The 487-nt window shown below is 21.6% G+C and carries 1 protein-coding gene; it reads left to right on the forward strand.

The genetic code is table 11. The features are described 5' to 3' along the window. The first annotated feature begins 317 nt into the window (after nt 1-317). Nucleotides 318-470: a hypothetical protein gene (locus AYC60_RS08605; protein ID WP_197416951.1), complete on the forward strand. Its 153-nt coding sequence runs from the start codon at nt 318-320 to the stop codon at nt 468-470. The last annotated feature ends 17 nt before the right edge of the window (nt 471-487 follow it).

Consider the following 487-nt stretch of genomic DNA (forward strand, 5'->3'; position numbering starts at 1 on the left):
ATGATATTGTGTTAAAAATCTATAAATCTATATTAGTTAATGATTTAGATGTAGTTCTTGAAAAAATAGATAAATTAAATTATAATAAACATGATTTATAGAAAAAAAATGAAGTATATATTCCTACTGTTATAATTGAAAATATGTTATCTCAGTATTAATATTCTATAATTTCTGGTGCTGATGAAGGAGATTTTATACTTACTTTTTCAAAATCTAGTAACTTTAATAAAATGAATGTAGATTTAAGACATTGATACAAAAAATGTAAAATGATAAAATGTATTATGAAATTAGAATTAGAAAGAGGAATAAAGATGGAAAAAATCTTAAAAAGAAGTGAAGTTGATATAAATCAAACCTGGGATTTAACAACTATATTTAAAAATGATGAAGCTTGGGAAGTTGAATTCGAAAAAGTTAGTAAAGAAATGGAAGAAATATCAAAATACGAAGAAAGTATGACTTAAAAGGTTGATAATTTAGT

This window comes from Streptobacillus felis (genome assembly GCF_001559775.1).
Classification (GTDB): domain Bacteria; phylum Fusobacteriota; class Fusobacteriia; order Fusobacteriales; family Leptotrichiaceae; genus Streptobacillus; species Streptobacillus felis.